Origin of the sequence: Streptococcus timonensis, from assembly GCF_900095845.1 — a bacterium.
Lineage (GTDB): Bacteria > Bacillota > Bacilli > Lactobacillales > Streptococcaceae > Streptococcus > Streptococcus timonensis.
This window is the reverse complement of the sequence record NZ_FMIX01000004.1, coordinates 823,594-846,451: the sequence shown is the minus strand read 5'-3', so window position 1 is coordinate 846,451 and position 22,858 is coordinate 823,594. Positions and strand designations below refer to the sequence as shown.

The 22,858-nt window shown below is 38.1% G+C and carries 21 protein-coding genes and 1 riboswitch; of the genes, 20 read left to right on the top strand and 1 reads right to left on the bottom strand.

Annotated elements, in window-relative coordinates; all coding sequences use genetic code 11:
- Positions 1-48: 48 nt before the first annotated feature.
- From BQ2679_RS07730 to BQ2679_RS07665, 14 genes are all read left to right on the top strand, one after another.
- Positions 49-681: a copper homeostasis protein CutC gene (locus BQ2679_RS07730; RefSeq protein ID WP_075567638.1), complete on the top strand. Its 633-nt coding sequence runs from the start codon at positions 49-51 to the stop codon at positions 679-681.
- A 44-nt stretch (positions 682-725) separates the two neighbouring features.
- Complete coding sequence (locus BQ2679_RS07725) at positions 726-1,385, top strand: MmcQ/YjbR family DNA-binding protein (protein ID WP_075567637.1); 660 nt, start codon at positions 726-728, stop codon at positions 1,383-1,385.
- 36 nt (positions 1,386-1,421) lie between these two features.
- Positions 1,422-1,694 carry a DUF1294 domain-containing protein gene (locus BQ2679_RS07720; protein ID WP_075568076.1) on the top strand — a complete coding sequence of 91 codons (273 nt, stop codon included), beginning with the start codon at positions 1,422-1,424 and terminating at the stop codon, positions 1,692-1,694.
- Between the two features lie 153 nt (positions 1,695-1,847).
- Positions 1,848-2,831: a GMP reductase gene (gene guaC / locus BQ2679_RS07715; RefSeq protein WP_075567636.1), complete on the top strand. Its 984-nt coding sequence runs from the start codon at positions 1,848-1,850 to the stop codon at positions 2,829-2,831.
- A riboswitch (purine riboswitch) is annotated at positions 2,824-2,920 on the top strand. Its footprint overlaps the gene before it by 8 nt.
- 77 nt (positions 2,921-2,997) lie before the next feature.
- Positions 2,998-3,579, top strand: a complete 582-nt coding sequence (locus BQ2679_RS07710) for a xanthine phosphoribosyltransferase (protein WP_075568075.1) — start codon at positions 2,998-3,000, stop codon at positions 3,577-3,579.
- Positions 3,579-4,838, top strand: a complete 1,260-nt coding sequence (locus tag BQ2679_RS07705) for a nucleobase:cation symporter-2 family protein (protein ID WP_075567635.1) — start codon at positions 3,579-3,581, stop codon at positions 4,836-4,838. Before BQ2679_RS07710 ends, BQ2679_RS07705 begins: the two co-directional genes overlap by 1 nt.
- 93 nt (positions 4,839-4,931) lie before the next feature.
- A complete protein-coding gene (gene ligA, locus BQ2679_RS07700; RefSeq protein ID WP_075567634.1) occupies positions 4,932-6,890 on the top strand; it encodes an NAD-dependent DNA ligase LigA in 1,959 nt (652 codons plus the stop codon).
- 106 nt (positions 6,891-6,996) lie between these two features.
- Positions 6,997-9,279 (top strand): type I pullulanase, encoded by a 2,283-nt coding sequence (gene pulA / locus BQ2679_RS07695; protein WP_075567633.1) that lies wholly within the window; start codon positions 6,997-6,999, stop codon positions 9,277-9,279.
- Between the two features lie 403 nt (positions 9,280-9,682).
- Complete coding sequence (glgB, locus tag BQ2679_RS07690) at positions 9,683-11,611, top strand: 1,4-alpha-glucan branching protein GlgB (RefSeq protein ID WP_075567632.1); 1,929 nt, start codon at positions 9,683-9,685, stop codon at positions 11,609-11,611.
- Positions 11,601-12,743: a glucose-1-phosphate adenylyltransferase gene (locus BQ2679_RS07685; protein ID WP_075567631.1), complete on the top strand. Its 1,143-nt coding sequence runs from the start codon at positions 11,601-11,603 to the stop codon at positions 12,741-12,743. The genes glgB and BQ2679_RS07685 overlap by 11 nt, the downstream gene beginning before the upstream one ends.
- Positions 12,733-13,872, top strand: coding sequence for a glucose-1-phosphate adenylyltransferase subunit GlgD (gene glgD, locus BQ2679_RS07680; RefSeq protein WP_075567630.1), 1,140 nt, complete (start codon positions 12,733-12,735; stop codon positions 13,870-13,872). Before BQ2679_RS07685 ends, glgD begins: the two co-directional genes overlap by 11 nt.
- Positions 13,869-15,302 (top strand): glycogen synthase GlgA, encoded by a 1,434-nt coding sequence (glgA, locus tag BQ2679_RS07675; RefSeq protein WP_075567629.1) that lies wholly within the window; start codon positions 13,869-13,871, stop codon positions 15,300-15,302. Before glgD ends, glgA begins: the two co-directional genes overlap by 4 nt.
- Before the next feature lie 63 nt (positions 15,303-15,365).
- Entirely contained in the window at positions 15,366-16,007 is a 642-nt protein-coding gene (gene serB, locus BQ2679_RS07670) for a phosphoserine phosphatase SerB (RefSeq protein WP_075567628.1), read from the top strand.
- A gap of 16 nt (positions 16,008-16,023) precedes the next feature.
- Positions 16,024-17,133: a glycerate kinase gene (locus BQ2679_RS07665; RefSeq protein WP_075567627.1), complete on the top strand. Its 1,110-nt coding sequence runs from the start codon at positions 16,024-16,026 to the stop codon at positions 17,131-17,133.
- A gap of 1 nt (position 17,134) precedes the next feature.
- Here BQ2679_RS07665 and BQ2679_RS07660 read toward each other — a convergent pair whose 3' ends face one another.
- On the bottom strand, positions 17,135-17,578 hold the full coding sequence (locus BQ2679_RS07660; RefSeq protein WP_075568074.1) for a DUF1694 domain-containing protein: 444 nt from the start codon (positions 17,576-17,578) through the stop codon (positions 17,135-17,137).
- 163 nt (positions 17,579-17,741) lie between these two features.
- On the opposite strand from BQ2679_RS07660, the gene eno reads away from it, so the two are divergent.
- The 6 genes from eno to BQ2679_RS07630 all read left to right on the top strand — a co-directional run bounded on the left by eno (position 17,742) and on the right by BQ2679_RS07630 (position 22,855).
- Complete coding sequence (gene eno / locus BQ2679_RS07655) at positions 17,742-19,046, top strand: surface-displayed alpha-enolase (RefSeq protein ID WP_000022813.1); 1,305 nt, start codon at positions 17,742-17,744, stop codon at positions 19,044-19,046.
- A gap of 174 nt (positions 19,047-19,220) precedes the next feature.
- The gene (gene xseA, locus BQ2679_RS07650; RefSeq protein WP_075567626.1) at positions 19,221-20,561 is read left to right on the top strand and encodes an exodeoxyribonuclease VII large subunit; all 1,341 of its coding nucleotides are present in this window, start codon (positions 19,221-19,223) and stop codon (positions 20,559-20,561) included.
- Positions 20,539-20,751, top strand: a complete 213-nt coding sequence (locus tag BQ2679_RS07645; protein ID WP_075567625.1) for an exodeoxyribonuclease VII small subunit — start codon at positions 20,539-20,541, stop codon at positions 20,749-20,751. The genes xseA and BQ2679_RS07645 overlap by 23 nt, the downstream gene beginning before the upstream one ends.
- The gene (locus BQ2679_RS07640; RefSeq protein ID WP_075567624.1) at positions 20,748-21,623 is read left to right on the top strand and encodes a polyprenyl synthetase family protein; all 876 of its coding nucleotides are present in this window, start codon (positions 20,748-20,750) and stop codon (positions 21,621-21,623) included. Before BQ2679_RS07645 ends, BQ2679_RS07640 begins: the two co-directional genes overlap by 4 nt.
- Entirely contained in the window at positions 21,616-22,431 is an 816-nt protein-coding gene (locus tag BQ2679_RS07635; RefSeq protein WP_075567623.1) for a TlyA family RNA methyltransferase, read from the top strand. The genes BQ2679_RS07640 and BQ2679_RS07635 overlap by 8 nt, the downstream gene beginning before the upstream one ends.
- Entirely contained in the window at positions 22,424-22,855 is a 432-nt protein-coding gene (locus BQ2679_RS07630) for an arginine repressor (RefSeq protein ID WP_075567622.1), read from the top strand. The genes BQ2679_RS07635 and BQ2679_RS07630 overlap by 8 nt, the downstream gene beginning before the upstream one ends.
- Positions 22,856-22,858 lie beyond the last annotated feature (3 nt).

Sequence of the window (22,858 nt, the reverse complement as noted above, 5' to 3'; positions counted from 1 at the left end):
AGATTAATATGATATAATAAATTCAAAGAAATCTTCAAGGAGAATCAGATGATTTACGAATTTTGTGCTGAAAATTTTACTTTAATTGAAAAAGCTATGGAAGCCGGAGCTCGTCGTATTGAACTCTGTGACAATTTAGCGGTAGGTGGAACAACCCCAAGTTATGGAGTGACAAAGGCTGCAGTAGAACTTGCAGCTAACTATGAAACTACCATTATGACCATGATTCGTCCACGAGGTGGTGACTTTGTCTTCACCAACCAAGAAGTAGCTATCATGCTTGATGATATTCGTTTGACAGCTCAAGCAGGAAGTCAGGGGGTTGTATTTGGGGCATTAACAGCTGACAACAAGTTAGATAAGTTTAATCTTGAAAAGCTAATTGCTGCATCAAATGGAATGGAAATAGTTTTCCATATGGCTTTTGATGAATTGAGCGACCAAGATCAATTGGAAGCCATTGATTGGTTAAGTCAAGCTGGTGTGAAACGTATTCTCACTCGTGCCGGGGTATCTGGTGATTCTTTAGAGAAACGTTTTAGTCGTTATCAGAGATTACTAGACTATGCTACAGGTAAAATTGAAATTTTACCTGGTGGCGGGATTGATATGGACAATCGCCAAGAATTTATTGACCGACTAGGTGTCAATCAACTTCATGGAACCAAAGTCGTCTTTTAATGATATAGAAAGGAACTGCTAACTTAAACTAGCAGTTTTCACTTATGTTAGATATATTTAAAGCTTATGAATTTAATAAGAAGAAGGCCATTTCTTTTGGTTTCATTGAGGAAAATGGTATCTTCAAATATAGCAGTTTAATACTAGAAAATGACTTTCAAATGATTGTATCTATAGTGGATAAAGAAATAAGCTTTCATGTTTATGATCAGGAAACGGGTGATTTATATCCTCAAGTCCACATGGAAAGTATGAGAGGCTCTTTTGTTGGAGCAGTAAGGGAAGCTTGTCTAGAAGTTTTATACCAGATTCGTAAGTCATGTTTTGATGTCCAAGATTTTATTTGTCCTCAGACTGAGAGAGTCATGGCAATAGTTCAAGAAAAATATGGTAACCAATTAGAATATCTATGGGAAAAATCTCCTGATACGGCTGTTCTCCGTCATGAATCTAATCAAAAGTGGTATGCAGTTTTAATGAAAATTTCCTGGGAAAAGCTTGATAAAGGAAGAGAAGGTCTTGTCGAAGTTATCAATGTCAAACATGATCAAGTCGTTAGTTTAATACAAGAAAAAGGTATTTATCCGGCTTTTCATATGAACAAAAGGTATTGGATCACTGTCCCGCTTGATGATACATTCACTGACGAAAAGGTTCTTGAACTATTTGAGATAAGCTGGGACTTGACCAGAAAAAAGAAATAGGATAAAACAACTGACAAGGAGATTTATGCGTAGATGATTGATTTAAAACAAGTTGCTAGCATTCTACTCTTGCTATGGAATTTTTTTATCTTTATTCTATATGGAATTGATAAATATAAATCCAAACGCGGCCATTGGAGAATTCCAGAGAAGTATTTACTCTTAGGAGCTTTTATATTTGGTGGTTTTGGAGCCTGGTTTGGAGGACTCATTTTCCATCATAAAACTCGAAAATGGTATTTTAAAACAGTTTGGATTTTGGGAATGATAGTAATAGTGGTGGCTATATATTTTCTTGTTATACCTTAAATGTAACAAAAAAAGGAATTCCGAACATTATATGATAAAAAACATAATTATTGACAAAAATAGGAATATATTATAAACTATTCAGAGTGATTGTCTGGAAAAGACAAGGATATCCCTAACGATAGGGGATCCAAAACTAGAAATGAGTGAAATATGTTGAACGAATTTCCGATTTTTGATTATGAAGATATTCAGTTAATCCCCAACAAATGTGTCCTTAACAGTAGAGCAGAAGCTGATACACATGTAATCTTTGGGAATCACACTTTTAAGTTACCAGTAGTTCCGTCTAACATGCAGACCATCTTGGATGAAGATGTTGCAGAACAATTGGCCAAGGGTGGTTACTTCTATATTATGCATCGATTTGATGAAGCTGGGAGAATCCCTTTTATTAAGCGTATGCATGACCAAGGTTTAATTGCTTCAATCTCAGTTGGTGTTAAGGATTATGAGTATGACTTTGTTAGTCAATTAAAAGATGATGCTCCAGAGTACATCACGATTGATATTGCACATGGTCATGCAAATAGCGTCATTTCGATGATTCAGCATATCAAGAAAGAATTACCTGATACTTTTGTCATTGCAGGAAATGTAGGAACTCCAGAAGCAGTACGTGAATTAGAAAATGCGGGAGCAGATGCCACTAAGGTGGGTATCGGACCAGGTAAAGTATGTATCACTAAGGTTAAAACTGGTTTTGGTACAGGTGGTTGGCAGCTAGCGGCTCTTCGCTGGTGTGCCAAAGCTGCGCGTAAGCCGATTATTGCTGATGGTGGGATTCGTACACATGGAGACATCGCCAAGTCAATCCGCTTTGGTGCAAGTATGGTTATGATTGGTTCTTTATTTGCAGGCCATATTGAAAGTCCTGGTAAGACGGTAGAAGTCGATGGTAAACAATTTAAAGAATACTATGGTTCCGCTTCAGAATACCAAAAAGGTGCCTATAAGAATGTCGAAGGTAAGAAAATTCTTCTTCCTGCCAAAGGACATTTACAAGATACCCTAACTGAAATGGAACAAGACTTGCAGAGTTCGATTTCTTATGCAGGAGGCCGTAAAGTTGCAGATCTTCGACATGTAGATTATGTTATTGTGAAAAATTCTATCTGGAATGGAGATGCTCACTAAATTATAGATTACTTATTTATGCTGCGAATTGGCGTGGCGTTTCTACAAGGTACCGTAAATACCTAACAATGAGTAAGTCACAAAAGAGATAAAGACAGGGGATTGCTGTCTCTATTTCAGCTTGGAGACTTACTTTGTAAGTCTCTTTTTTATTTCGGAGGTTATTGTGAAATTATTAGAAGAACGAATTTTAAAGGACGGTAATGTCCTTGGTGAGAATATTCTTAAGGTGGACTCTTTTCTAACCCATCAAGTGGATTATTCTTTGATGCGAGAGATTGGTCGCACCTTTGCAGAATATTTTAAAAATGCAGGGATTACCAAAGTCGTAACCATTGAAGCATCTGGAATTGCTCCAGCTCTATATGTTGCAGAACAATTAGATGTACCTATGATTTTTGCTAAGAAGGCAAAAAATATCACTATGAATGAGGGAATTTTAACTGCTGAGGTTTATTCTTTCACTAAACAAGTTACTAGTACCGTATCCATTTCAGGGAAGTTCTTATCTACTGGGGATCGTGTTTTGATTATTGATGATTTCTTGGCTAATGGTCAAGCAGCTAAAGGTTTGATTCAGATTATCGAACAAGCTGGTGCTACAGTCGAGGCCGTCGGGATTGTGATTGAAAAATCTTTCCAAGATGGTCGTGAACTGTTAGAAAAATCAGGTCATCAGGTAGTATCACTTGCTCGCTTAGAGCGTTTTGAAAATGGAGAAGTTATCTTTAAGGAGGCAGATATCTAATGAAGCAGAGAGAAAGTCATTCGCAGGCAGCCGTTCTTGGCTTGCAACACTTACTAGCCATGTACTCAGGATCAATCCTGGTACCAATCATGATTGCAGGTGCCCTAGGTTACTCACCTCAACAACTGACATACCTTATCTCTACAGATATCTTTATGTGTGGGGTTGCAACTCTCTTACAATTGCAACTTAATAAATATTTTGGTGTTGGTTTACCTATTGTTCTTGGGGTAGCCTTCCAGTCTGTTGCTCCACTTATTATGATTGGACAAAGTCACGGTAGTGGTGCTATGTTTGGTGCCTTGATTGCTTCTGGTATTTATGTCGTTCTTGTAGCAGGTGTATTTTCTAAGATTGCTAATCTGTTCCCTTCAATCGTAACGGGTTCTGTCATTACAACAATCGGATTGACCTTGATTCCAGTAGCTATTGGGAATATGGGAAATAACGTCGAAAAACCAACGGGACAAAGTTTGGCATTAGCAACAATCACCATTCTCATCATTCTTTTGGTCAATATTTTTACAAAAGGATTTATTAAGTCAATTTCTATTTTGATTGGTTTGATTGCAGGTACTATCATCGCCGCGACTATGGGCTTGGTTGATTTCTCTCCAGTAGCAGAAGCTCCACTTGTTCATATCCCAACTCCATTCTACTTTGGTGCTCCACAATTTGAGATTTCTTCTATTGTAATGATGTGTATTATCGCTACTGTATCAATGGTAGAATCAACTGGTGTATATCTTGCCCTTTCTGATATTACTAAAGATCCAATCGATAGCACTCGTCTCCGTAATGGTTATCGTGCTGAAGGTATTGCGGTGCTTCTCGGTGGTATTTTCAATACCTTCCCTTATACAGGATTTTCTCAAAACGTTGGTTTGGTTAAACTATCAGGTATTCGTACCCGCTTGCCAATCTACTACGCAGCTGGTTTCCTTATCTTACTTGGTCTCTTGCCAAAATTTGGTGCCTTAGCTCAGATTATCCCAAGTCCTGTTTTGGGTGGAGCTATGCTTGTCATGTTTGGTTTTGTTTCTCTACAAGGGATGCAAATCTTGTCTCGTGTGGATTTTGAACACAACGAGCATAACTTCCTCATTGCTGCGGTTTCTATAGCTGCAGGGGTGGGACTAAACGGAACGAATCTCTTTAATAGCTTACCAACAGAATTACAGATGTTCTTCTCAAATGGTATCGTCATTGCAAGTACAGTGGCCATCATTTTGAACGCTATTTTGAATCGTAAAAAATAAAAATGAATGAGAAGTGATAGAAATATCCTTCTCATTTTCTTTTTTAGAACTTGAGTATTGTTTCTATTGTCCTTTTTATGGTAAAATGGTTTTATGAGTGAAAGAATGAAAGAGCTCGTTGAGTTGCTCAATCGCTATGCGTCAGAGTATTATACAAGTGATAACCCATCTGTATCTGATAGTGAGTATGATCGTCTCTATCGTGAACTGGTAGAGTTAGAAAAAGCTCACCCGGAGCAAGTCTTGCCAGATAGTCCAACCCATCGTGTTGGCGGTAAGATTCTAGATGGTTTTGAAAAATATAGTCATCAGTATCCTCTCTATAGTTTGCAGGATGCTTTTTCTCGTGAAGAGCTTGATGCTTTTGATGCGCGTGTTTGTAAAGAATTGGATGATGTTACTTATATCTGTGAGTTAAAAATTGATGGTTTATCGATTTCCTTGACTTATGAGCAAGGAATTTTTGTTGCTGGGGCGACTCGTGGTGATGGTTCAGTCGGTGAGAATATCACAGAGAATCTCAAACGTGTCAAGGACATTCCTTTATCCTTACCAGAGAAATTAGATATCACTGTTCGTGGTGAATGTTATATGCCAAGGGCTTCTTTCAATCAAGTCAATCTTGCTCGTCAAGAAAACGGGGAGCCGGAGTTTGCTAATCCACGGAATGCTGCTGCAGGAACCCTTCGCCAGTTAGACACAGGAGTAGTAGCTAAGCGTAATCTTGCAACTTTCCTCTATCAGGAAGCAAGTCCTTCAACTAGAGACAGCCAAGAGAAGGTTTTAAATCATCTGGAACAGTTGGGCTTTGTTGTCAATCCAAGACGACTATTAGCGCACAGCATGGATGAGGTTTGGCAGTTTATCCAAGAAGTAGGTCATGAAAGAGACCAATTGCCATATGATATCGACGGTGTTGTTATTAAGGTTAATGATTTAGCTGGTCAAGAGCAACTTGGATTTACAGTCAAAGCACCAAAGTGGGCAGTAGCTTATAAGTTTCCAGCGGAAGAAAAAGAAGCAAAATTGCTTTCTGTTGACTGGACAGTAGGACGAACTGGAGTTGTAACTCCGACTGCCAATCTGACATCAGTACAACTTGCAGGAACAACAGTTAGTCGTGCGACACTTCATAATGTCGACTATATCGCTGAAAAGGATATCCGCAAGGATGATACCGTCATTGTCTACAAGGCGGGAGATATCATTCCAGCTGTTTTACGAGTGGTAGAGTCTAAGCGTGTGTCGGAGGAAAAATTAGAGATTCCAACAAACTGTCCAAGTTGTGAGAGCAAACTGTTACACTTTGAAGATGAGGTTGCCCTTCGTTGCATCAATCCTCGATGTCCTGCTCAGATTAAGGAAGGGTTGATTCACTTTGCATCTCGGGACGCCATGAATATTGCTGGTCTTGGACCATCTATTATCGAGAAACTATTTGCTGCTAATTTGGTTAAAGATGTTGCGGATATTTATCGTTTAACTGTGGAAGATTTTCTCTTATTAGATGGTATCAAGGAAAAATCGGCTCAAAAACTTTATCAGGCTATTCAAGCTTCTAAAGAAAATTCTGCTGAAAAACTTTTGTTTGGTTTAGGTATTCGTCATGTTGGAAGTAAGGCAAGTCAGTTACTCTTACAACATTTCCATTCAATCGTATCTCTAGCACAAGCAAATCCTGAAGAAGTAGCAAGCATCGAAAGTCTGGGAAGTGTTATTGCTCAAAGTCTCCAATCTTATTTTGAGACTGAGGGTGCAAAAATTCTTTTAAGTGAATTGAAAGAATTAGGTGTTAATCTAGACTATAAAGGACAGGTCGTTGCAGCAGATGCTGCCTTATCAGGTCTAACTGTCGTATTGACAGGGAAACTTGAACGTCTTACTCGTTCGGAAGCCAAAAGTAAGCTCGAAAATCTTGGTGCCAAGGTAACGGGTAGCGTATCGAAGAAGACTGACCTTGTGGTAGCAGGAGTAGATGCAGGTAGCAAACTCCAAAAAGCACAAGAACTTGGAATTGAGATTCGAGATGAAGCTTGGTTAGAGAGTTTGTAAACAATATACACTACTAGCTTAGAAGAACAGTTTAGATTCCTTTGTTCAACGAGAAAAAGGATACTATTTTTTAGAAATATTTAACAATTAGAAATTAGGGAGAACTATGTACAATTATCCTGTACTTATTCATTATCATCGTAAGGATGAAGCATATCAGAGTTGCAACTTTAGTAAAAGGCCAGCTGATTCAGTAGAATTTGTTAAAGAGCAAGAATACTTTGGAGAAAAATTTTCATTTACCCAATCAAGTGAAACACCTCTTGAACAAATGGTGTTTACAGTTGAAAAAGATGGAGTTAGTAAAGAATACTCTATCCGATTCAATTATTATCCACTCTTAACAGAAGTTTGGATTTTAGATGGAGATGACACCGTTTATTATTCTGAAAATCCAGCCATTGCAAGTCCACACTATAAAGATCAAAATCCATTTGCTTTTGATAAAGCGATTAACAGTGCTAGTTTTGATCACCACTGGGGTTACCAAGGAGACTTGGGATGCCAGGTTTCCGAAGAAGAAACAAGCTTTAAACTTTGGTCGCCAACAGCAACAACTGTACAAGTTGTCGTTTATGAATCAGCAAGTAATGATGCGGCTATCCTAAAGACTTATGAAATGCAACGTGGCAACAGTTATTCATATAGTCACAAGGATAATACAATTGGCGTTTGGAATTTGACAGTTCCTGAAAGTCTTGCTGGTCGTGCCTATCAATATCAGATTAATTTTCCACATCATCAATCATTGACACGTGATCCATATACTATTGCTACCAGTCCAGATGGCAAACGTTCAGCGATTCTTTCAGAAAAAGAACGTCAGGTTGAAGGTTTTGAAGTTAAGAATGGAACGGAAGCAACTTGGCGATTGGAAAATCCTTGTCAAGCGGTTGTTTACGAAATGCACATTCGTGACTTGACCAAGTCTGAAACTTCTGGTGTTGCTCCAGAATTAAGAGGAACATTCTTAGGTGCTGCCCAGACTGGAACAGTCAATCACTTCGGTCAGTCTACTGCATTTGACTACATCAAGGAACTTGGTGTTAACTATGTTCAACTACAGCCGATTGCTGACCGTCATAAAGAGTATGATGCAGATGGGAACGTCACCTACAACTGGGGTTATGATCCACAAAACTATAATGCTCCAGAAACTAGTATGTCAACGAATCCTAATGATCCGGGACAGGTTATTCGTGATTTAAAAACAATGGTTCAGGCTTATCATGATGCTGGTATCGGTGTCATCATGGATGTTGTTTATAATCATACTTTCTCTGTAGTCGATGCACCATTTCAAACAACGGTACCAGATTATTATTATCGAATGAATCGTGATGGGACCTATCAAAATGGTACCGGTGTAGGCAATGAAACTGCTAGTGAACACGAAATGTTCCGTAAATATATGATTGATTCGCTCCTTTATTGGGTCAAAGAATTTAATATTGATGGTTTCCGCTTTGATTTGATGGGAATCCATGATATTAAAACCATGCAGATGATCCGTTGGGCTATGGATGAAGTCGATCCTAAAATCATCCTTTATGGAGAAGGGTGGGATATGGGAACTGGTCTTGCTCCTTATGATAAGGCTAAGAAAGATAATGCCTATCAATTACCTAATATTGGCTTCTTCAATGATGATCAACGTAATGCCGTTAAGGGTGCTGAAGTTTATGGAGATATTAAATCAGGATTTGTAAGTGGAGCTGGTACTGAGCCAATCGTAGCTAAGTCAATTCTAGGAAGTCGAGAACTTGGATCATACCTTAGTCCTAACCAAGTCTTGAACTATGTGGAAGCTCACGATAATTATAATTTACATGACTTGCTAGCAACTCTTCATCCAATGGAGAGTAAAGATCGAATCATGAAAAAAGTGGAAACTGCAACAGCTATGAACCTTCTCATGCAAGGAATGGCTTTTATGGAGCTTGGACAGGAGTTTGGACGTACCAAACTGGTTCCTACAGGTGAAAACGGTGAGTTGACTCATGATGATCGAGAACGTGCTATGAACAGTTACAATGCTCCAGACGCTGTTAACCAGGTAGACTGGGACTTAATCAACGAGCGTCAAGAAAGTATAGATTTTATCCGCCAAATTATCCGCCTTAAAACACAGACTAACGCCTTTTCTTATCCTACATACGAGGAAGTATACCGTCATGTCTTTGTGCATACCGCCATTCAGAATAGTGGTTGGATTGTTTATGAGATTCAGGGAACTAAAGAACATTTCTTGGTTGTATTTAATGTCAAAGGTGCATCTTTCTATTATGAAAATGCTGGAAATCTAGAAATGTTGGTTACAAATAGTCGTTCAAATCAAGAAAATGCTATTGATGATGTCAGTGTAGCTGTCATGAAAGTTTTATCATAACGTAAAATCAAACTCAAGATTGTATCTTGAGTTTTTTTGTTAATAAAAATAAAAAAATTGTTTAAAATCATGAAAATTACTAAAAATATTTGAAAATTTAAGTAAAATTGTTTAAATAGTCTTTAAGAGACATTTTACATATAAAATTTATAAATTTATACAAAATGTTCAGTTTTAAACTTAAGAAAGAAAGGATATTCTTTATAAATACCAAGAAATTTACTCATATTGACAAAGAGACTTTCTTAAAAATCATCAGTTTATGAAAATTTAAGAAAGTCTAAGATAATTGTTTGAAGATTTTCAAAAAAAATTTTAGGATAATCAGGAAATTGCTTGAAACTTATTTTAAAAGGTAGTATAATAGATATATAGAAAACGCTTACAATAAAAGGGGGATTCAATGGATAAATTTGAAGCTTTAAGAACATTTACAACTGGCGAGAACTTCCACCTTCAGCACCTATTAGGAGCGCATCGTGAAGAACAGGATGGAGAGCAGGGTTATACTTTCCGTGTCTGGGCTCCAAATGCGCAAGCTGTCCATTTAGTTGGTGATTTTACAAACTGGACAGAAAATCAAATTCCCATGGTTCGAAATGATTATGGAGTTTGGGAAGTTTTTACTCCCCTAGCGCATGAGGGACAAATTTATAAATATAATGTTACTCGTGCAAACGGTCATCAAATTATGAAAATTGATCCAATGGCAGTAAGATTTGAAGCTCGCCCTGAGACAGGAGCAATTATAACTGAGATTCCTGAAAAGAAATGGAAGGATGGTCTTTGGTTAGCTCGTAGAAAACGCTGGGGCTTCTTTGATAGACCTGTTAATATTTACGAAGCACATGCAGGTTCTTGGAAGAGAAATCCTGACGGAACACCTTATAGTTTTGCTCAATTAAAAGAGGAACTTATTCCTTACCTAGTGGAGATGAATTATACACACATTGAGTTTATGCCTTTGATGGCTCATCCGCTTGGTTTAAGTTGGGGATACCAACTCATGGGTTATTTCGCCTTGGAGCATTCTTACGGTAGACCAGAAGAGTTTCAAGACTTTGTTGAGGAGTGTCATTTAAACAATATTGGAGTTATTGTTGACTGGGTGCCAGGTCACTTTACAATCAATGATGATGCCTTGGCATATTATGATGGAACGCCAACATTCGAATACCAGGACCATAATAAGGCTAACAACTACGGATGGGGGGCACTCAACTTTGACTTAGGAAAAAACGAAGTACAATCCTTCTTGATTTCTAGTATAAAGTTTTGGATTGAATTTTACCATTTAGATGGAATTCGAGTTGATGCAGTAAGTAACATTCTATATCTTGATTACGACAATGCACCATGGACACCAAATAAAGATGGCGGTAATCTCAACTATGAAGGCTATTATTTCCTTCAACGATTGAATGATATTATTAAGCTAGCTCATCCAGATGTCATGATGATTGCAGAAGAGAGCTCATCTGCTACTAAGATTACTGGTATGAAGGAAATGGGAGGTTTAGGTTTCGATTATAAATGGAATATGGGATGGATGAATGATATCTTACGTTTCTACGAAGAAGACCCTATTTACCGCAAGTATGACTTTAATCTTGTAACATTTAGTTTTATGTATGTATTCAAAGAAAATTACCTATTACCATTCTCCCACGATGAAGTTGTACATGGTAAGAAGAGTATGATGCATAAGATGTGGGGGGATCGTTACAATCAGTTCGCTGGTTTGAGAAATCTATACACCTATCAAATTTGTCACCCTGGTAAGAAATTGCTCTTCATGGGTAGTGAGTTTGGACAATTCTTAGAATGGAAATCTGAAGAGCAATTGGAATGGTTTAACTTAGAAGATCCAATGAATGCTAAGATGAAATACTTCACTTCTCAACTGAATCAATTCTACAAAGACCATCGCTGTCTATGGGAAGTTGATTTGAGCTATGATGGAATTGAAATCATTGATGCAGATAATAGAGACCAAAGCGTTCTTTCCTTTATTCGTAAAGGTAAGAAAGACGAAATGTTAGTCTGTGTCTTCAATATGGCACCAGTTGAACGTCATGAATTCACAATTGGGCTTCCTGTTGCAGGTATCTATGAAGAAATTTGGAATACTGAGTTGGAGCAATGGGGTGGTGTTTGGAAAGAGCATAACCAAACAGTTCAAACTCAAGAAGGATTGTGGAAGGATTATGAACAGACATTGACCTTTACTCTACCAGCAATGGGAGCAAGTATTTGGAAACTCAAACGTCGCATAAAACCTACTAAAAAAATCACTAATAACACTCAAAAAGGAGTAGAAAATGAAGAATGAAATGCTAGCTTTAATCCTTGCTGGTGGGCAAGGAACTCGTCTCGGTAAACTCACTCAAAGCATTGCAAAACCTGCTGTGCAATTTGGTGGGCGCTATCGTATCATTGACTTCGCTCTTTCTAACTGTGCCAACTCTGGTATCCACAACGTTGGTGTCATTACACAGTATCAGCCTCTAGCCCTTAACAACCATATCGGAAATGGCTCTAGCTGGGGTCTAGATGGTATTGATTCTGGTGTTTCTATTCTTCAACCATACTCAGCTAGTGAAGGAAATCGCTGGTTTGAAGGAACAAGTCACGCTATCTACCAAAACATTGACTACATTGACAGTATCAATCCTGAATATGTATTGATTCTTTCAGGTGACCACATCTATAAGATGGACTATGACGATATGCTTCAGTGTCACAAGGACAATAGTGCCAGTTTGACTGTTGCTGTATTAGATGTACCACTAAAAGAAGCTAGCCGTTTTGGTATCATGAATACAGATACCAATAATCGTATCGTTGAGTTTGAAGAAAAACCTGCCCAACCTAAATCGACAAAAGCTTCAATGGGTATTTATATCTTTGACTGGAAACGACTTCGCAATATGTTAGTTGCCGCTGAAAAGAACAATGTAGACATGTCAGACTTTGGTAAGAACGTTATTCCAAATTATCTTGAGTCTGGAGAAAGTGTCTATGCCTATGAATTCAGTGGTTACTGGAAAGATGTTGGTACTATTGAATCTCTTTGGGAAGCAAATATGGAATATATTTCTCCTGAAAATGCTTTAGATAGCCGTAACCGTCAATGGAAAATCTACTCTCGTAACCTCATTTCTCCACCAAACTTCTTTGGAAAACATGCGCATGTAGAAGATTCGCTCGTAGTAGATGGATGTTTAGTTGATGGAACAGTAAAACATTCGATTATTTCAACAGGAGCACAAGTTCGTGAAGGTGCAGAAGTCGTTGACTCTGTTATCATGAGTGGAGCTGTTGTAGGTAAAGGTGCTAAGATTAGACGTGCTATTATTGGCGAAGGTGCAGTTATTGCTGAAGGTGTTGTGATTGATGGAACTGAGGAAGTTCAAGTTGTCGGATATAACGAAGTAGTGGGGGTAGCAACAGATGAAGATTGATAAATATTCAGCGATTTTAGGTAACACAGTTGGATTTCACGATATGTCAACATTGACAAACAATCGTCCTGTAGCAAGTTTGCCATTTGGCGGTAAATATCGCTTGATTGACTTCCCTCTTTCAAGTCTTGCAAATGCTGGTGTCCGCAGTATCTTTGGTATCTTCCAACAAGATAATATTTCTTCCGTATTTGACCATATCCGTTCTGGACGTGAGTGGGGCTTGTCTACACTCCTCAGTCACTACTACCTTGGTATCTACAACACTCGTGTAGAAAGTAGCACTGTTGGTAAAGAATATTATCAACAACTTCTTACATATTTGAAACGTTCTGGATCAAACCAAACAGTTTCAATTAACTGTGATGTATTGATTAATATTGATCTTAATCAAGTATTCCATTTACACAACACAACAAAATCTCCGATTACAGTAGTTTATAAAAAACTACCTAAGAAAGATATTTCAGGAGTTAATGCTATCTTGGAAGTTGATGAAACAGACCATGTTTTGTCACATCACTTGTTTGATGAAAATTCAAACCAAGACTTATACAATATGTCTACAGACATTTTTGTAGTTGATACTCCGTGGTTGATTGAACGTCTGGAAGAAGAAGCTAAGAAAGAAAATCCGGAGAAATTACGCTATGTTCTCCGTGATTTAGCAGCGGAATCAGGTGCTTTTGCTTATGAATATACTGGATATCTGGCTAATATTCATTCTGTAGAATCTTATTATCAAGCGAATAAAGATATGCTCGATTTGCATAAGTTCTACTCATTGTTCACTCCGAATCAAAAGATTTATACTAAGGTTAAAAATGAAGAACCAACTTACTATGCATCAAGCTCTAAAGTAGCTAAGTCTCAGTTTGCTTCTGGTAGTATTATAGAAGGTGAAGTAGTCAACTCTGTATTATCTCGTAATGTCCGTGTACATGAAGACAGCTTAGTCAAAGATAGCCTCCTCTTTACACGTGCGGTCATTGGTAAGGGAGCTCAGGTAGAGTATGCTATCTTAGATAAGGGTGTTGAGGTTGCTGAAGGTGTTGTTATTCGAGGCACTGCAGAACATCCTGTAGTTGTTAAGAAGGGCGAAAAAGTAACAGAGGATATTCTTTCATGAAAATTTTATTCGTAGCAGCAGAGGGCGCTCCCTTTTCAAAAACAGGTGGTCTGGGAGATGTCATTGGAGCTCTACCCAAGTCATTAGTTAAGGCAGGACATGAAGTTGCTGTTTTCCTGCCTTACTATGATATGGTAGAAGCTAAATTTGGTGATCAAATTGAAGATGTTCTTCAATTTGAGGTATATGTTGGTTGGCGTAGACAATTTTGTGGAATTAAGAAAACAGTTTTAAACGGAGTTACCTTTTACTTTATAGATAATCAATATTATTTCTTTAGAGGTCATGTATACGGTGACTTTGATGATGGTGAACGTTTTGCCTTCTTCCAACTTGCAACACTTGAAGCAATGGAGAGAGTTGGTTTTATACCTGATGTTCTACATGCGCATGACTATCATACGGCTATGATTCCTTTCCTTCTGAAAGAAAAATATAGATGGATTCAAGCCTATCAAGGAATTAAGACTGTCTTGACGATTCATAACTTAGAGTTTCAAGGTCAATTTTCAGAAAGTATGTTGTGGGATTTATTCCGAGTTGGTTTCGAGCGTTATGCTGATGGTACAGTACGTTGGAATGATTGTCTCAACTGGATGAAAGCAGGTATTCTATATGCAGATAGAGTGTCTACTGTTTCTCCAAGTTATGCTTATGAGATAATGACTACTGAGTTTGGTTGCGGAATCGATCAAATTCTCCGTATGGAATCTGGAAAACTATCTGGTATTGTAAACGGAATTGATACAGACCTCTACAATCCTGAAACAGATCCACTATTGGATTATCATTTTTCAAAAAATGATTTGTCAGGGAAGGCTCAAAATAAAGCAAAATTGCAAGAAAAAGTGGGTCTGCCTGTTAGGGATGATGTACCTTTGATTGGTATCGTCTCACGTTTGACTCGTCAGAAAGGCTTTGATTTAGTAGTTGAGAGTTTACATCGCATGCTACAAGAAGATATTCAGATTGTGCTTTTGGGAACTGGTGATCCTGGTTTTGAACAAGCCTTCTCTTGGTTTGGTCAAGTATTTCCTGATAAACTTTCTGCAAATGTTACTTTTGATGTAAAACTCGCGCAAGAAATCTACGCAGCTTGTGATCTTTTCCTTATGCCAAGTCGTTTTGAACCATGTGGTCTTTCTCAAATGATGGCGATGAGATATGGAACACTTCCTTTGGTCCATGAAGTCGGTGGCCTGAGAGATACAGTTCAAGCTTATAATCCAGTTGATGGTAGTGGTACAGGATTCAGCTTTGATAATTTGACCCCATTTTGGCTTAACTGGGCTCTTCAAACAGCCTTGGATGTTTATCAAAATCATCCAGCGACCTGGAAGAAACTACAGTTACAAGCCATGGAACGTGATTTCTCTTGGGATACAGCTTGTCAATCCTATTTGCACTTGTACCAAAGCTTGGTAAATTAAAGCAATAAAAATCGTATGAAGCTTTCATACGATTTTTTGGGATGATATTAGTTAGGAATAGAAATGTCAAAAGTAAGAGGTCTTTGCGTGCTTGACGTCGATGGCACACTAATAGAAGAAGAAGTTATCGATATGTTAGGCCGAAAAGCAAACTGTGAGCAAGAAGTCTCACAACTAACTAGTCGAGCAATGAGTGGACAAATAGATTTTGAAACAAGTCTAAAAGAGCGAGTTTCTTTATTGAAGGGTATGTCAGTCGAAGTATTTGATCAAATTTATAAAGAGATTCATCTAAGTAAAAATGCTCATGAGTTTATCTCAATTCTTCAAGAACATAGAATTGCTGTTGGCATCATATCAGGTGGTTTTGTACCCATCGTTGAAAAGTTAGCAAATAGTTTAGGGATTCATTTGTTTGCTGCAAATCAGTTAGAAATAAATAATGGAAGACTAACTGGTCGACTTATTGGTCAGGTCATTACTCGAGAAGTCAAGGAAGAAATTTTTCTTCAATGGGGTAGTGAATTAGAAATATCTTTGGATAGAACAATTGCCATAGGTGATGGAGCGAACGATTTAAAGATGCTTAAGAAAGCAGGAATCGGAGTTGCTTTTTGTGCCAAAGATATTCTAAAAAAAGAAATCAAACTACATATTGACGAAAGAGACTTAGTAAAAGTATTGGACTTGATTGATTTCCTTTAACAAGAAGGTGAAGTTTATGAAAATTGTAATTGCGCCAGATTCTTTTAAAGAGAGTCTATCGGCAAGTGAGGTGGCAAAAGCTATTAAGCGAGGACTAGAAAGAGCCTTACCTAAAGTGGAATGTTTATGTTTACCAGTGGGCGATGGTGGAGAAGGTACTATAGAAGCCATCAAAAACTCTTTAGGACTATTAGAAAAAAGTACCCTAGTAACTGGTCCTTTTGGAGACGAGGTACAAATGCCCTATGTCCAAAAAGGGGATCTGGCACTTTTTGAAGTTGCTGATCTTGTAGGGCTTGCTAAGATACCTCTTGAAAAGAGAAACTCTTTAGATATTTTTACAAAAGGGATAGGAGAGTTAATCAGGCATTTGGTAAATCAGGGCATTAAGGAAATTTATATCGGTGTTGGTGGAACTGCCAGTAACGATGGAGGAATTGGAATTGCATCGGGTCTTGGTTATCAATTCTATGACCAAAGTGGAAAAGAGCTTTTAGCGACTGGTCAAGCACTGCTAGAAATAGCTGAACTTTCAAATCACGATGCTGTTTCCTTACCTTCAGATGTACAGATAAAAATATTGGCAGATGTCTCCAACCCTCTCTGCGGTAAAGATGGTGCAACCTATGTATTTGGAAAGCAAAAGGGATTAAATCCTGAAAAATTCAAAGTAGTTGATGGGGCTATTAAGGAATTTTATAGTAATTTCTCACCTGAAACTTTAAAACAAGTAGGTGCGGGAGCAGGTGGTGGCATTGCAGCTGGTTTGTGTGCATTTGCTGGAGCAGAAATCGTATCTGGAATTCAGACTTGTTTGGATTTGATACATTTTGATGAAAAGGTTGAAAATGCTGATCTAGTAATTGTTGGTGAAGGTAGGTTAGACTCTCAAAGCCTGGCCGGTAAGGCTCCAATTGGTGTAGCAAAAAGAACACCAAAAGGTGTTCCAGTTATTGCAATATGTGGTAGCTTGTCAGAGGATTTACCTCAATTACCATTTGAAAATCTAGTTGCAGCTTTCTCAATTTTAGAAAAGAGCGAACCATTGGAAGATAGCTTTACAAATACTGTCCACTATTTAGAGAATACAGCATTTAATATCGGTCAACTTTTATCAATAAAGTAGTTTAACCAAACCATTTTTTCCAAAGAGAAGTTGGAGCCTTTGGCTCTTTGTCTTGCAAAAATTCAGAAAAGGCCTTTTTAAGGTCTTTTTCTTGGGTTTGGATAGGACTATCACTGTGTATAACCATGCCGAAAGGAGAAGAGTTATGATCTTCTGAAACAATTGTCGCTTGGCAATTAGCATCTTTTGCCTGTTTTAAATAAAAAACCTGCTTCTCAAAAACAACTTGAGGTGAAATTTTGACAAATAGAGGCTCCGTATTTTCTTTTAAACAATTTAAAATAGTTGGAAAGCCGTTTTTGAATTTGTCATCATTTGTTGTCTCAATATCTGCAAAACCTAGTACTCTTTCCTCAAATGTACCGAGAAAGCGTCTTTGTTCATCAGGATTTAATTTTAGGCCACCATTAGCTTTTTCTAGAATTTGTTTTGATAAATTAGTCATAAAAATAGTATAACATAAAAAGCAGAAGAAAGAAAAAAGAAGAAAGCGATTACTTAATAAAGTTAAGGAAAAATTGCACAAAGATAACGTTTTTCCTTGAAAAAGGAGTTTAATTAAGGTATCATAGAGGTGTAAAATAAATAAACTCAAAGGAGAGTAAAAAATGTCAATTATTACTGATGTTTACGCTCGCGAAGTCCTAGACTCACGCGGTAACCCAACACTTGAAGTAGAAGTTTATACTGAATCAGGTGCTTTCGGACGTGGTATGGTTCCATCTGGAGCTTCTACTGGTGAACACGAAGCAGTTGAACTTCGCGACGGTGATAAATCTCGTTACGGTGGTCTTGGTACACAAAAAGCTGTTGACAACGTAAACAACATCATTGCTGAAGCAATTATCGGCTACGATGTACGTGATCAACAAGCTATCGACCGTGCTATGATCGCTCTTGACGGTACTCCTAACAAAGGTAAATTGGGTGCAAACGCAATCCTTGGTGTGTCTATCGCTGTAGCTCGCGCTGCTGCTGACTACCTTGAAATCCCACTTTACAGCTACCTTGGTGGATTCAACACTAAAGTTCTTCCAACTCCAATGATGAACATCATCAATGGTGGATCTCACTCAGATGCTCCTATCGCATTCCAAGAGTTCATGATCTTGCCAGTTGGTGCTCCAACATTTAAAGAAGCTCTTCGTTATGGTGCTGAAATTTTCCACGCTCTTAAGAAAATCCTTAAATCTCGTGGTTTGGAAACTGCCGTAGGTGACGAAGGTGGATTCGCTCCTCGTTTCGAAGGAACTGAAGATGGTGTTGAAACTATCCTTGCTGCGATTGAAGCTGCTGGATACGTTCCAGGTAAAGACGTATTTATCGGATTTGACTGTGCTTCATCAGAATTCTACGATAAAGAACGTAAAGTATACGACTACACTAAATTTGAAGGTGAAGGAGCTGCTGTTCGTACATCTGCAGAACAAATCGACTACCTTGAAGAATTGGTTAACAAATACCCAATCATCACTATCGAAGATGGTATGGATGAAAACGACTGGGATGGATGGAAAGCTCTTACTGAACGTCTTGGTAAGAAAGTACAATTGGTTGGTGACGACTTCTTCGTAACTAACACTGACTACCTTGCACGTGGTATCCAAGAAGGTGCTGCTAACTCAATCCTTATCAAAGTTAACCAAATCGGTACTCTTACTGAAACTTTTGAAGCTATCGAAATGGCTAAAGAAGCTGGTTACACTGCCGTTGTATCACACCGTTCAGGTGAAACTGAAGATTCAACAATCGCTGACATCGCAGTTGCAACAAACGCAGGACAAATCAAGACTGGTTCACTTTCACGTACAGACCGTATCGCTAAATACAACCAATTGCTTCGTATCGAAGATCAACTTGGTGAAGTAGCTGAATACCGTGGATTGAAATCATTCTACAACCTTAAAAAATAATCTAGTTCAGTGAACTAATTAAAGCCCTCGGATTTTTCCGAGGGCTTTTATATATTATTAGACAAGGTCAAAGAAATTCAGTCTAGTTTTCGTATTCTAGAGGTGAAAAAGGAGATTTTTAAGCGTTTTTTTGGTATAATAATACCCAGGAAAAAGAGAAAAAAGGAGGTTGAGATGGACAAGTATTTATCGGTTACAACATTGACCAAGTATTTGAAAATGAAATTCGATAAAGACCCATACTTGGAGAGGGTCTATTTAACTGGTCAGGTTTCGAACTTTCGCAAGCGTCCAACTCATCAGTATTTTTCTCTCAAGGATGACCGCGCTGTTATACAAGCAACCATTTGGGCAGGTATTTATCAAAAATTAGGTTTTGATTTGGAAGAAGGTATGAAGATCAATGTGATTGGTCGTGTCCAAATCTATGAACCAAGTGGAAGCTATTCGATTATCATTGAAAAGGCAGAACCAGATGGTGTTGGAGCACTTGCTATTCAGTTCGAACAATTAAAAAAGAAATTATCGGAAGAGGGTCTTTTTCAAGATCACTTTAAACAAGCAATTCCTCAGTTTGCAAAAAAAATCGGAGTGGTGACTAGTCGTAGTGGAGCTGTTATCCAGGATATCATTACAACCGTAAGCAGACGCTTTCCTGGTGTGGAAATTGTCTTATATCCTACAAAAGTTCAAGGTGAAGGGGCAGCAGAGGAGATCGCTCGTAACATTGTGAGAGCAAATGAACGAGAGGATTTAGATGTTCTTATTATCGGTCGTGGCGGTGGATCAATTGAGGATCTTTGGGCTTTTAATGAAGAGATTGTGGTTCGCTCTATTTTTGAATCACGGCTACCCATCATTTCAAGTGTGGGGCACGAAACAGATGTAACCTTGGCTGATTTTGTAGCAGATAGGAGAGCGGCTACACCGACAGCTGCGGCAGAACTCGCAACTCCTGTTACAAAGTTAGATCTTCTGACCTATCTTCAGAATCAAGAGAAACGAATGGCTACAGCTGTTAAGCACACCTTGTCAAAGAAAAAAGAAGCATTGGGAGCACTTAGTCAATCAGTAATCTTCAGACAACCAGAGCGTTTATATGATGGATATCTGCAACGTTTGGATCAGTTAATGCTTCGACTGAAGCAGGGATTGAATGGTGAAATAGTTAGTCATCAACAAAAGGTTCAAGGTCAAATTCACCGTTTGGAGCAATTATCGCCGATCTTCAAGCTTCAGCGTTACCAGGACCGTATTCAACAATTACAAAAATTAATGCGTAGTCAGATGGCTGTGACATATGATGCTAAAGTTGCTGAAGTAAAGCGTCTTTCAGAGGCTCTTTTTATGCTAGATACAAGTAGAATTGTTGCAAGGGGCTTTGCTATTGTCAAAAAAGAAGATGCAGTGGTATCTTCGGTAGAAGATTTAAAAGTAAATGACCAAGTTATGCTGTTGATGCGAGATGGTCAAGTAGATTTAGAGGTTAAAGATGTCAAAACAAAAGAAATTTGAGGAAAATTTAGCAGAACTTGAAACGATTGTTCAGAGTTTAGAAAATGGTGAAATTGCACTAGAAGATGCCATTGCTGCTTTTCAAAAAGGGATGATATTATCAAAAGAATTGCAAGCGACGCTTGATAAAGCTGAAAAGACCTTGGTTAAAGTCATGCAAGAAGATGGAACAGAAAGCGAACTTCTATGAACAAGCAAGAAAAATTAGCTATGGTCGAGTCAGCTCTTGAAGAGTTTTATGGAGACCAGCAATTAGCTGCTAATCTCAGAGAAGCAGTTCTTTATTCCATACATGCTGGAGGTAAAAGGATTCGGCCATATCTGCTTTTAGAAGTTTTAGAGGCCTTAAAGGTTCCTATCACATTAGCTCATGCCCAGATTGCTGCTGCTCTTGAAATGATTCACACAGGAAGCCTAATCCATGATGATCTTCCCGCTATGGATGATGATGATTATCGTCGTGGGCGTTTAACTAACCATAAAAAGTTTGGTGAAGCCTTAGCTATTTTAGCTGGCGATGCTCTCTTTTTAGATCCTTATGCCTTAATAGCGCAAGCTGATCTATCCAGTCAGGCTAAGGTAGATTTGATAGCTTCCTTGTCTCTTGCTTCTGGTAGTATGGGAATGGTAGCCGGTCAAGTGTTGGATATGGAAGGTGAAGGCAAACACTTAAACTTAGAAGAACTTCAGACCATCCACGCTAACAAAACTGGTAAACTCATAGCCTTTCCTTTTCAGGCGGCTGGAATTATCTCAGGATTAGATGCAAGGCTACAAGAAGACCTCAAATACATTGGCGAGTTGATTGGGCTTGCTTTCCAAGTCAGAGATGATGTCTTAGATGTTACTGCTAGTTTTGAAGAAATCGGTAAGACCCCGCAGAAAGATTTGAAAGCTGAGAAGTCGACCTATCCTGCTTTGTTAGGTTTAGATGAGGCGATTGTATTTTGCAATCATACTTTGGATCGGGCTAACGCAAAGTTAGAAGAAATCAGTCAATTAGTCAACTTTGATAAAGAACCAATTGTAAAAATAGTAGAAAGTTTGAGAATCAATGGCTAAGGAAAGAGTAGATGTACTTGCCTACAAACAGGGCTTATTTGAAACAAGAGAACAAGCTAAGCGTGGCGTAATGGCTGGTTTAGTAGTAGCTGTTCTTAATGGAGAACGTTTCGACAAGCCGGGAGAAAAAATCCCAGATGATACAGAATTAAAGCTTAAGGGTGAAAAGCTTAAGTATGTCAGTCGAGGTGGTTTGAAACTAGAAAAGGCATTGGAACACTTTGCTATATCAGTTGATGGAAAAATAACGATTGACATCGGAGCATCTACAGGTGGCTTTACCGATGTCATGTTGCAAAATGGTGCTAAGCTCGTTTATGCTGTGGATGTTGGTACTAATCAGCTAGCTTGGAAATTACGCCAAGATGAGCGTGTCGTTAGTATGGAGCAGTTTAATTTCCGTTATGCTGAAAAGACTGATTTTGAACATGAGCCATCTTTTGCAAGCATTGATGTCAGTTTTATATCTCTGGGTCTTATCCTTCCTGCTCTTCATAGAGTTTTGGCGAATCAAGGACAAGTCGTCGCATTGATTAAACCACAGTTTGAAGCAGGTCGAGAACAGATTGGTAAAAATGGAATTATCAGAGATGCCAAAGTTCACCAAAATGTTTTAGAATCAGTTACGGAAATGGCTGTTCAAGAAGGATTTTCAGTTCTAGGATTGAATTACTCTCCGATACAAGGTGGCCATGGGAATATAGAATTTTTAGCTTATTTACAAAAAGAAGACCAGGCAATCAGTCAGGTCTCTTCGCAAATAAATCAAGTAGTAGAAGAAGCACATAGAGAATTTAAAGATGAATAAAAAAATTAGACTAGAAAAAATCAGAAAATTTGTTACTGATTATCAAATTGGGACTCAAGAAGAAATTGTAGAGTATTTAAAAGAGGCGGGAATTTCTGCAACCCAAGCAACTGTTTCAAGAGATATTAAAGAACTTGGAATCGTAAAAATTCCTTTGAAGAATAATACTTATATCTATGAACTCCCAAAATCAGTTGTCAAAAGTCTGCAATTAGCTGAGAATAATATTGTTCATTCTGAGCGTTTGGGACAGATGATTAATCTTCAAATTGTTCCAGGGAATACTCTTTTTGTTAAAAGTCAGTTATTAGAGGTATTTTCAGAAAAACTCTTTAGTTGTATAGCTGATGATAATTCGATTCTTATGGTATTAAGAACTGAAGAAGAAGCCAAGGAAGTTTTTGAACAAGTTAAAAATTGGTAGGTT

Excerpts from the sequence above, each read along its gene's own strand:
- guaC (WP_075567636.1), top strand. The coding sequence starts at position 1,848 with ATGTTGAACGAATTTCCGATTTTTGATTATGAAGATATTCAGTTAATC.
- ligA (WP_075567634.1), top strand. The coding sequence starts at position 4,932 with ATGAGTGAAAGAATGAAAGAGCTCGTTGAGTTGCTCAATCGCTATGCG.
- BQ2679_RS07730 (WP_075567638.1), top strand. The coding sequence starts at position 49 with ATGATTTACGAATTTTGTGCTGAAAATTTTACTTTAATTGAAAAAGCT.
- pulA (WP_075567633.1), top strand. The coding sequence starts at position 6,997 with ATGTACAATTATCCTGTACTTATTCATTATCATCGTAAGGATGAAGCA.
- eno (WP_000022813.1), top strand. The coding sequence starts at position 17,742 with ATGTCAATTATTACTGATGTTTACGCTCGCGAAGTCCTAGACTCACGC.
- BQ2679_RS07660 (WP_075568074.1), bottom strand. The coding sequence starts at position 17,578 with ATGACTAATTTATCAAAACAAATTCTAGAAAAAGCTAATGGTGGCCTA.
- xseA (WP_075567626.1), top strand. The coding sequence starts at position 19,221 with ATGGACAAGTATTTATCGGTTACAACATTGACCAAGTATTTGAAAATG.
- BQ2679_RS07630 (WP_075567622.1), top strand. The coding sequence starts at position 22,424 with ATGAATAAAAAAATTAGACTAGAAAAAATCAGAAAATTTGTTACTGAT.
- BQ2679_RS07685 (WP_075567631.1), top strand. The coding sequence starts at position 11,601 with ATGAAGAATGAAATGCTAGCTTTAATCCTTGCTGGTGGGCAAGGAACT.
- glgB (WP_075567632.1), top strand. The coding sequence starts at position 9,683 with ATGGATAAATTTGAAGCTTTAAGAACATTTACAACTGGCGAGAACTTC.
- BQ2679_RS07705 (WP_075567635.1), top strand. The coding sequence starts at position 3,579 with ATGAAGCAGAGAGAAAGTCATTCGCAGGCAGCCGTTCTTGGCTTGCAA.
- serB (WP_075567628.1), top strand. The coding sequence starts at position 15,366 with ATGTCAAAAGTAAGAGGTCTTTGCGTGCTTGACGTCGATGGCACACTA.
- BQ2679_RS07635 (WP_075567623.1), top strand. The coding sequence starts at position 21,616 with ATGGCTAAGGAAAGAGTAGATGTACTTGCCTACAAACAGGGCTTATTT.
- glgA (WP_075567629.1), top strand. The coding sequence starts at position 13,869 with ATGAAAATTTTATTCGTAGCAGCAGAGGGCGCTCCCTTTTCAAAAACA.
- BQ2679_RS07640 (WP_075567624.1), top strand. The coding sequence starts at position 20,748 with ATGAACAAGCAAGAAAAATTAGCTATGGTCGAGTCAGCTCTTGAAGAG.
- BQ2679_RS07665 (WP_075567627.1), top strand. The coding sequence starts at position 16,024 with ATGAAAATTGTAATTGCGCCAGATTCTTTTAAAGAGAGTCTATCGGCA.
- glgD (WP_075567630.1), top strand. The coding sequence starts at position 12,733 with ATGAAGATTGATAAATATTCAGCGATTTTAGGTAACACAGTTGGATTT.
- BQ2679_RS07645 (WP_075567625.1), top strand. The coding sequence starts at position 20,539 with ATGTCAAAACAAAAGAAATTTGAGGAAAATTTAGCAGAACTTGAAACG.
- BQ2679_RS07725 (WP_075567637.1), top strand. The coding sequence starts at position 726 with ATGTTAGATATATTTAAAGCTTATGAATTTAATAAGAAGAAGGCCATT.